This is a genomic window from Methylorubrum sp. B1-46 (genome assembly GCF_021117295.1).
Classification (GTDB): domain Bacteria; phylum Pseudomonadota; class Alphaproteobacteria; order Rhizobiales; family Beijerinckiaceae; genus Methylobacterium.
On record NZ_CP088247.1, the window covers coordinates 1,749,130 to 1,758,344 of the forward strand.

Genomic DNA, 9,215 nt, shown 5'->3' on the forward strand with positions numbered 1-9,215 from the left:
GTCCGGCATCAAGCCTCTTTGTTGCGCGTCGGCAGAACTCGCGTCGCCGCTTTCCAGGCCGGTGCCAGAACCTTGCCGGCGAGCGGGATCAGCGCGAAGCCCGCGATCAGCCCGATCACGCCCGCGCCGGCCGCGCTGACGAGCCACTCGACCGCTCCGCCGATCGCCGGCACGGCCTTGCCCGCCGCCACCGCGGCCTCGTGGATCAGGTGTTCGGGACCGGCGAAGCCGTAGCCCGCGAGGCTGTGGACGATGATGCCGCCGCCGACCCACACCATGGCCGCCGTGCCGAGAACGGCGAGGCCCTTGAGGAACACGGGCATGCCGCGCACCAGCCCGCGGCCGATCGCGGCGAGCACGCCGCTGCCGCGCTTGGCCAGGGCCAGACCGATGTCGTCGGCCTTCACGATCAGGGCGACCGCACCGTAGACCGCGACCGTGATGCCGAGCGCGACGACGGCCATCACCACGGCCCGCGACCAGACCGTGCCGTCGCTCAAGCCCGACAGGGTGATGGCCATGATCTCGGCCGAGAGGATGAAGTCGGTCTTGATCGCGCCCGCGACTCGCTGGTTCTCCAGCACCTGCGCATCCGGTGCGGACGCCTTCGCCGCGTCCTCGTGCGCGTGGGCCGCGTGCGGCGCGATCATCTCGTAGACTTTCTCGGCGCCCTCGTAGGCGAGGTATAGGCCGCCGAGCAGCAGAAGCGGCGTGATCGCCCAGGGCGCGAAGGCGCTGAGAAGCAGCGCCACGGGCAGCAGGAACACCAGCTTGTTGATCAGCGAGCCGCGGGCGATGCGCCAGACGATCGGCAATTCACGGTCGGGCGAGAAGCCGACGACGTAGCGGGGCGTGACGGCGGCATCGTCGATCACGACGCCGGCCGCCTTGGTTCCGGCCTTGGCGGCCTGGGCCGCCACGTCGTCCAGCGAGGCCGCAGCGACCTTTGTCAGGGCGACCACGTCATCCAAGAGGGCTAGCAGTCCGACGCTCACGTTCGCCTCATCCGTTCCACGCTCGGCGACCATATGGCGCGGCATAGCTTTTGGGCGAGGACGCATCCCGTCAGGACGGATCGTCCTCGCACCGGTAGCGGGAGGCGAGCGGGCTAGCGGCAGGATGCTGGGACGTCATCGACGGCCTCGCGCGTCGTCCCGAAGCCGGCACGGCGCGCGAGGGGCGATCGGCGCGCATCAGGTTCGCGGCAGGCTGTGCAGCGCTTTCAAGAAGACGTCGACCTCGGCGCGCGTGTTGTAGAACGCGAGCGAGGCGCGCACCGACTGATCGACGCCGAAGCGGCGCAGGGCCGGCAGGGCGCAGTGATGGCCCGAGCGCACGGCGATACCGTGCCCGTCGAGATGGTGGGCCACCGCCTCGTTCGCCTGCCCTTCGATGGTGAAGGACATCACGCTCGCCTTCTCCCGCGCCGTGCCGATCAGGCGCAGGCCCCGCACCTCGGCCAAGCCCGCCTGTGCGTAGTCCAAGAGGTCGTGCTCGTAGGCCGCGATGGCGGGCAGCCCGATGCTCTCCAGATAGTCGAGGGCCGCGCCGAGGCCGACGGCGCCTGCGATGTCCGGCGTTCCGGCCTCGAACTTCTCCGGCGCGCCCTTGTAGACGGTGCGCGTGAAGGTGACGTCCTCGATCATGTGGCCGCCGCCCTGCCAGGGCGGCATCGCTTCGAGCAGCGCGGTCTTGCCGTAGAGGGCGCCGATCCCGGTCGGGCCGAACACCTTGTGCCCGGAGAAGACGAGGAAGTCGGCGTCCAGCGCCTGCACGTCGAGGGGCATGTGCGGCGAGGATTGCGCCGCATCGACCAGCACCGGCACGCCGTAGGCGTGGGCGAGCGCGATGATCTGAGCGATCGGGTTCACCGTGCCGAGCGCGTTGGCGACATGCGTCACCGAGACGATCTTGGTGCGCCCCGACAGCAAAGCCGCGTATTGCTCGAAGATGATCTCGCCGCGGTCGTTGACCGGGATGACCCGAATCGTCGCGCCCGTCTGCTGTGCCAAGAGCTGCCAGGGCACGATGTTGGCGTGGTGCTCGATCGTCGAGAGGATGATCTCGTCGCCGGGGCCGATATTGGCCCGGCCGTAGGCGTTGGCGACGAGGTTGATCGCCTCCGTGGTGCCGCGCAGGAAGACGATGTCGTCCTTGCTCGGTGCGTTGAGGAAGCGGCGCACCGCCTCGCGCCCGCCCTCGAACAGGTCGGTGGAGCGCGCCGCCAGCGTGTGCGCGGCCCGGTGGATGTTCGAGTTGTGGCGGCCGTAGAACTCCGCGGTCGCGTCGATCACGGCTCGCGGCTTGTGCGTGGTCGCGGCGTTGTCGAGCCAGACCAGCGGATGCCCGTTCACGCTCTGGTGCAGCGCCGGGAAGTCGCGCCGCACGCTCTCGACGTCGAAGGGCGCGGCGACCGGGCTCGACCCGTGGGAGAGCGCCCGCGGGGCGGGGCCGGGATGGCGGCTCGGCTCGACCCGCGGGCCGGCCGGCGCCTTGTGGGCGGGGCCGGGACCGAGATTCAGGAAGTAGTAGTCCGAGGTGTGGGCCTCGGGCGCCCGGGACAGCCGGCCGGTGCGCGAGAAACTCTCCTGGGCCTCGTCCACGCCCGACCGCGACGGGTCGGCCGGCACGAGGTGCGGTGCCAGCGCATGCGCGAAGGCGTTGGCGCGCGGGTGGTCCTCGGCGATCTGCCGGTGCAGGTCCGGGCCGCCGGGAAGCGCCGCCGCCAGCGCGGGCGCGCTCGCGAACGAGAAGTCCGGCAGGACGGGGCGCGGGCTCGCCGGGTGGACCGGCGGGATCGCGGCCGTGTCACTGAGCGCCGGGCTTGCGGGCGCGAGGTTCGGCAGGCCTGGGCCGGAGAGGCCCGGCAGGCCGACCGGCGGCGCCCCGAAGGCGCGCGCCGCCAGCGCCGACGCGTCCGGCTGCAGGCCGTGGGGCTGGCCCCCGGCAGGCCCGGACGGGATGCCGATCGCCCCGCTCGGGAGCGGCGCGCCGGCCGGCCCCTGGGGCAGGCTATCCAGAGCCTGCGGCACCTGCGGGCCGGCCGGGAGGGTCGGGGCGAGGGGCTGGCTCGCGGCCTGCCCCTGCCCGTAGATCTCGCGGGCGAGGCGCCCGACGAGATCGGCGTGCGCGAGATCGCCCGGATTCCCCGCGGGGGTGCCGATGCCGAGGGATCCCAAGGAGCCGGCCTCAGGCGTAGTCATGGTAGTTGCCGAGCAGCACGTTATCGAGACGGGCGATCGCGTCCTCGACCAGCACGGCGGCCGAGAAGTAGCGGGTCACGAGATGCGAGGCGATGGAGTGGTCGTTGGTGCCCATGTAGCGCACCGACAGGCCGGGCTCGATCTCGCCGGTCACGCCCGACTTGTGCAGGCCGACCACGCCCTGCTCGCCCTCGCCGACGCGCAGCAGCAGGATCGAGGTGGTCTGGGCGCCGGTGGCCGGGTCGATGTCGATCGGCAGCTTGTCGCTCGGCACCAGCGGCACGCCGCGCCAGGTGATGAAGGGCGCGCCGAACAGGTGCACCACGACCGGCGGCACGCCGCGGCGGGTGGCTTCCCGGCCGAAGGCCGCGATGGCGCGGGGGTGGGCCACGAAGAAGGCCGGCTTCTTCCACACCAGCGTCAGCAGCTCGTCGAGGTCGTCCGGAGTGGGCGGGCCGCCGCGGGTCGGGATGCGCTGACGGCCGCTGACTTCGTTGAGCAGGCCGAAAGCCGAGTTGTTGAGAAGCTCCCACTCCTCACGCTCCTTCACCGCATCGACGGTGAGGCGGATCTGCTCGCGGAGCTGGTCGATCTCGTTCGAGTAGAGGTCGGTGACGCGGGTATGGGTGTTGAGGATCGTCTGGATCGTCGAGAGGTGGTACTCGCGCGGATCGACCTCGTAATCGACGAAGGTGGTGGGCAGGCGCGGCTCGCCGGCATGCACCGCCAGAAGCTCGATGCCCTGCTCGCCGTAGGAGTTGGTGTGGCCCTTCAGGCGGTCGCGCTCCTCCTGATGCTGGGTGATCTTGGCCCGGATCTCGTCGCTCTCGATCGCGGCGCGGTCGAGTGTCAGCAGGGTCACCGCCGAGAGAGCCTTCACCGCCGGTGCCGGGGCGGCCTCGCCGACGAGGTCGTCGTCGCCGAAATAGTCGCCGCGGGTGGCAAGCCCCTGGCGCAGCCGGCCCTTGTAGGGGCCCGACAGCGTCAGCTCGACCGTGCCGTCGGCGACCACCACGAGGCTGCGGCCGGTCGAGCCCTCCTCGTGGATCACCTCGCCGGCCTTGTGACGGCTCTCGGTGAACTTGCCCGCGAGTGCGGTGAGTTCGGCATCACCCAGGCGGCTGAACAGCGGCACGGCCCGCAGCGAGCCCGGACGCACGACGCGGCCCTTGTCCTCGGTGGCAAGATCCAGGCGGCCGGGCTTGGCCAGCACCACCGCCCTGCGGTTCACGCGGTAGACGCCGCCGGGAACGTCGACGAAGGGCAGGAGCCGCAAGAGCCAGCGCGGCGTGTTGGCCGCGTTCTGGACCGAGGTGACGGTCGCCGTCGCAAGATTGCGCGCGGCTGAGGCGCTGACGCTCAAACCCGGTCCGCTCATCGTCTGTTGTCTCCGTCGTCTTCGGCTGTTGGCTTGGGCTGTTGGCTTGCGCGGCGTCCGGCCCGCGAGGGGCCGAGGCACAGGACGGTGCGGCCGCGATGAGGCGATCCGCGCGAAAACTGACAAACAGGTCGCGAGGATTGGTGTCGGCGCGCAGAAATGCGCGCCGATGCAAGTTGTCGCTTGCGGTTTTGCGGCTGAACCAGTCTTGCTGCACCGCAATTCAGGGATAGGCGAGGTGATAAACCTGGGTCAACGAAACAATGTTCTAAATTTTAGCGAGTGTGGAGATGGGTTTGCCTGTCGCGCGTCTTTGCGAGGAAGACGCCGCTAAAAATCTGGTCGATCGTAGAATTACGTTCTCGCGCCGGCTGGGGCGTTCCGGGCGAGGGAGGGCGATCTTGCCGGATAGAATTTTTCTTCGAGGCGGCTTGGAGCGTCTTACGAAGCGACCGTTCGCCGACCGCCTCTCCTCTGACCATGGCGATGTGGCGCGCGTTTCACGAGAGACTCTCAGATCCCGTCGCCGAAGCCGAAGGACTGGTCCATGCTCAGCGCGGGCGCCTCGCTCGCGGAAAGGCGCGAGACCACCCGGGCCGGAACGCCGGCCACGGTGGTGTGTGGCGGAACCTCGTGCAGCACCACGGCGGCCGCGGCGACCTTCGCCCCCTCGCCCACGCGGATGTTGCCGAGCACCTTGGCCCCGACGCTGAGCAGCACGCCGCGCGCGATCTTCGGATGGCGGTCGCCGCTCTCCTTGCCGTTGCCGCCGAGCGTCACGGATTGCAGGATCGAGACCTCGTCGGCGATCACCGTCGTCTCGCCGATCACCACCCCGGTGGCGTGATCGATGAACACGCCCGAGCCGATCCGGGCCGCGGGATGGATGTCGCAGCCGAACACCTCGGAGATGCGGCTCTGGACGTGGAGGGCCAGCGTCGCCCGCCCCTGATGCCAGAGCCAGTGCGCGACCCGGTAGGCTTCGAGCGCGGCGAAGCCCTTGTAGAACAGGAACGGGTCGAGATAGCGCCGGCAGGTTGGGTCGCGTTCGCGGATGGCGATCAGGTCGCGCACCGCATGCGCGCCGGCATGCGGGTCCGCCTCGAAAGCCGAGAGGCAGAGGTCGCGCATGGCGAGCCGCGAGAGGTCGCCGTCGCCGAGGCGGTGGGCGAGGCGGTAGGCCAGGGCCTGGGCGAGGCTGCGCTGGTCGAGGACCGTCGCCTGGACGATGCCCGCATAGAGCGGCTCCTCGATCAGCGCCGCCTCGGCCTCGGCCCGAAGCTCCGTCCAGACATCGGCCTCGCGCGTGCTGCGGCTGGTGGTGCGCAGGGGTGGGGGGAAGGGCGGCGGCATCGCCGCGTGGGTCGCGATCTCGGTGCCCGAATGTGCCGTGATGTGCGCGGTCATGGTCCGGCCCCCTCGGCCGATCAGTGAACGCGGCGGAACAGGTCGGGCAGGTAGCGCTGCAGGGTGTCGTGCCCGTCGAATTTTACGTCAATGGTGGCCAGCCCCCGGCCCTGCCCGTGGATGCCGACGACCCGGCCCCGCGCATGGCGCCAGATCCCGAGCGCTTCGGCGAGGTCGAGACGCTCGAACACGACTTGATCGCCGGGCGTCACCGTCGCTGCAGCCATGGCATCGAACTCCCTCAAGCGGCCGTTTGGGACGGCCTGATTCCGGTTGTGCGGGTGCGGGTGGTCTTGGTGATGGTCTCGGGACCGGGTCCGAAAACGGTCTTCCGAATGCCCCCGCGCAGCGAAGAAGATTTCAGTCGCGGAAGGGACAGATGGAAGCATGTTCTTCGCTAAGTCATTGTACCATATTGATAATTGGTGATTTTCCGCGGTTTGGCAAGCCTTGATCATGCGCTCGTGCCGGCTGTCGGGCCGCACCGGCGCCGTCGCGGCGGCAAGGCCGGGGCAGAACCGGCGACGGGTTGAGACGACGGTTCTCGCTCATCCCATGCACGGAGATGATCCGTGCCGGAGGGACTGGATTCTTGGCAGGACCTTCGCAGCGACCTCGACAGAGCCGTTGCCGCCGCTCGCACCGAAAAATCCGAAGAGGCCTCGCCGATCGGCCGCGTGCCGCCGGCTAGAGCATCGGCTTTTTCCCGAAAGCCGGCGGCCACCTTTCGGGACGATGCTCTATTTCGTCGTGGCGACGGTGACGCCGTCCCAATCGGCGGGCGGCGGCTCTCGGCGGAAGGTCGCGGCGCGCTCGGCATAGAGCGCGTAAAGGCCGTCGATCCGCAGTCCCTGCGCCAGCGCCCGGCAGGCTTGCGCGGCCGCGCCGGTCTCGTCCCATTGCCGGGCGTGATAGGCTGCGATCATCGCGGCGTGCCGGGCCGCGAGCTGCCGGAACGGCTCGGACCGCCGAAAATCCTCATCCCCGACGAGGGTGAAGACGGTCTCGGGTTCGCTCTTGCCCTTCACCCGGACGCGATCGAGTTCGAGCACCGGGAAGCGCTCGCGGATGGCCTCGGCCGTCGCCGCGCCGAGAACGATCTTTACCCCGTAGAGCTTGGACTGTCCCTCGAGCCGGGAGGCGACGTTCACGGGGTCGCCGAGCACCGAATAGTCGAAGCGCAGGTCGGAGCCCATATTGCCGACGACGCAGGGTCCGGTGTTGATGCCGATGCCGATATCGAGCGGCAGGACCGGATGCCCGCCGGCCTCCGCCTCGCGCCGACGTGCCGCGTTCAGGGCGTCCATCCGCGCCAGCATGTCGAGGGCGGCCGCCGCGGCCTGGGCCTCGTGGTCCGCGACGGGCAGCGGCGCGTTCCAGAACGCCATGATCGCGTCGCCCATGTATTTGTCGATCGTCCCCTGCCGGTCGAGGATGGCGTTCGTCAGCGGGGTAAGGAAGCGGTTCATCAGGGCCGTGAGCCCGGCCGGATCGTCCTTGTAGAACTCCGCGATCGCGGTGAAGCCGCGCACGTCCGAGAACATGATCGTCAGGCGCCGCTCCTCGCCGCCGAGCCGCAGCGGCTCGGGCGAGTGGGCGAGCTGCTCCACGAGGTCCGGCGACAGGTAGCGGCCGAAGGCGGTGCGGATCCGCTTCCGCCCGGCCTGCTCGCGGAAGTAGTTGGTGAAGACGAGGGTGAGGTAGAGGAGGAAGGTCGTCAGCAGCGGGTAGGTGGCATCGAACAGGATGCCGTGGGCGGAGAACCGGTACCACGACAGGAAGACGAGCTGTCCCGCCACGAGGCTGCCGAACAGCAGCAGGCCGAGCGCGCCGAGGATGGGGGCAAACAGGATGATGGCGAGCGACACCGCCGCCGTCGCGCCGACCTCGATCAGGGTCGCCTCGTTCGGCACGGTGAGAGTGGCGCCGGTCAGCAGGTTTTCCAGGAGCTGCGCGTGGATCTCGACCCCCGGCATCGAGCGGTCGAGCGGCGTGGTGCGGTTGTCGAGCAGACCGACGGAGGATGTGCCGACGAGAACGATCTTTTCGCGCAGTCGCTCCGGCGGCACCGTGCCGTTGAGGAGGTCGCGGGCCGACACGTAGAGCCCCGGATCGTGCGGGCTGAAGCGCACCCAGATCTGCCCGTGCGGATCGGTCGGGACGGTGAGCTCGGGCAGGCGGATCGAGACGACACCCGCCTCGTCGGTGCGGATCAGCAGGGTGTCGGCCCCGGTCGCCACCCGCAGGATGTCGAGCGCCAGGGTCGGCACCACGGTGCCGCCCGCCCGCAGCACCAGCGGCACCCGCCGCACCACGCCGTCCCGCTCGGGGCTGATGGTGAAGACGCCCCGCCCGGCGGCGGCCCGCTCCAAGACCGGCAGGTTGCGGATCAGGCCCGGAAAACCGATCAGCGCCGTCTCCGGATCGAAATCCGTCCCCACCACGGCGGTGCCGGTCTGCGGCGGCGGCTCATGTCCGGTCCAGGCGATCGGCGTGCTCGCGGCGGTCTGGCCCAGCACCACGGGAAGGCGCCCAATCGCCTCGGCGAAGACCGCGTCGCTATCGGGCTGCGCCCTGAGGTCGGCGCGGGCCGCCTCGCTCAGATCCGGCAGGGTCTCGGCGAGAAGCGGCGGCGACAGGCGGTCGGGTTCGGAGAAGACGATGTCGAAGGCGGCGATCACCGCGCCGGCCTCCTGGAGCTTGCCGCACATCGCGGCGAGCCGCGTGCGCGTCCACGGCCATTGGCCGAATTCCTTGAGGCTCGCCTCGTCGATATCGACGATGGCCACCGGACGATCGGCCGGCGGCACCCGCGGCGAGAGCACCTGCAGCGCGTCGAAGGTGCGCACGCGCAGGGCCTCGACCGGCGGCGGATCGGTGATCCGCAAGAGCAGCAGCAGCACGAGCAGGCCGCTCGCCAGCAGCCGCCCCGGCCCGATGCGGCGGCCGAGGCGACCGATCCAGCCGAGGGCGCCCCGGCTCGCGGGCCTAGCAGACATCATGCATGTCCGGCGATCTCATCCGGCGTCCGGCTGATCGCTGCGGGACGTGCGGAGCCCCCTCTCCCCGCACGCGGGGAGAGGCCTGTCTGCACCCTGTCGTGCAGACAGGAAGCGCAGGCGAAGCCGGAGCGGTGGTGAGGGGGCGGCTCAGGATGAGGCTCTTTCGGCCAAGCCCCCTCACCTTCGGCTGCCCCCTCACCTTCGGCTGCCGCCTCGCTTCGGCGA

6 protein-coding genes are annotated in these 9,215 nt (G+C 70.2%); all 6 read right to left on the reverse strand.

From position 1 onward, the window contains the following. Window positions 1-8: 8 nt before the first annotated feature. On the reverse strand, window positions 9-995 hold the full coding sequence (locus LPC10_RS08215) for a DUF808 domain-containing protein (protein WP_231346256.1): 987 nt from the start codon (window positions 993-995) through the stop codon (window positions 9-11). A gap of 198 nt (window positions 996-1,193) precedes the next feature. Then, window positions 1,194-3,203, reverse strand: a complete 2,010-nt coding sequence (locus LPC10_RS08220) for a family 2A encapsulin nanocompartment cargo protein cysteine desulfurase (RefSeq protein ID WP_231346257.1) — start codon at window positions 3,201-3,203, stop codon at window positions 1,194-1,196. Continuing rightward, window positions 3,190-4,581, reverse strand: a complete 1,392-nt coding sequence (locus LPC10_RS25575) for a family 2B encapsulin nanocompartment shell protein (protein WP_305080631.1) — start codon at window positions 4,579-4,581, stop codon at window positions 3,190-3,192. The genes LPC10_RS08220 and LPC10_RS25575 overlap by 14 nt, the downstream gene beginning before the upstream one ends. A 513-nt stretch (window positions 4,582-5,094) precedes the next feature. Next, entirely contained in the window at window positions 5,095-5,934 is an 840-nt protein-coding gene (gene cysE / locus LPC10_RS08235; protein WP_108942860.1) for a serine O-acetyltransferase, read from the reverse strand. A 74-nt stretch (window positions 5,935-6,008) separates the two neighbouring features. After that, window positions 6,009-6,215, reverse strand: a complete 207-nt coding sequence (locus LPC10_RS08240) for a hypothetical protein (RefSeq protein ID WP_231346258.1) — start codon at window positions 6,213-6,215, stop codon at window positions 6,009-6,011. Window positions 6,216-6,728: 513 nt separating this feature from the next. Next, the gene (locus LPC10_RS08245; RefSeq protein WP_370644681.1) at window positions 6,729-8,990 is read right to left on the reverse strand and encodes a CHASE2 domain-containing protein; all 2,262 of its coding nucleotides are present in this window, start codon (window positions 8,988-8,990) and stop codon (window positions 6,729-6,731) included. Between the last annotated feature and the right edge of the window lie 225 nt (window positions 8,991-9,215).

Coding starts and splice junctions, on each gene's coding strand:
- LPC10_RS08245 (WP_370644681.1), bottom strand. CDS start 8,990: ATGATGTCTGCTAGGCCCGCGAGCCGGGGCGCCCTCGGCTGGATCGGT.
- LPC10_RS08240 (WP_231346258.1), bottom strand. CDS start 6,215: ATGGCTGCAGCGACGGTGACGCCCGGCGATCAAGTCGTGTTCGAGCGT.
- LPC10_RS08220 (WP_231346257.1), bottom strand. CDS start 3,203: ATGACTACGCCTGAGGCCGGCTCCTTGGGATCCCTCGGCATCGGCACC.
- cysE (WP_108942860.1), bottom strand. CDS start 5,934: ATGCCGCCGCCCTTCCCCCCACCCCTGCGCACCACCAGCCGCAGCACG.
- LPC10_RS25575 (WP_305080631.1), bottom strand. CDS start 4,581: ATGAGCGGACCGGGTTTGAGCGTCAGCGCCTCAGCCGCGCGCAATCTT.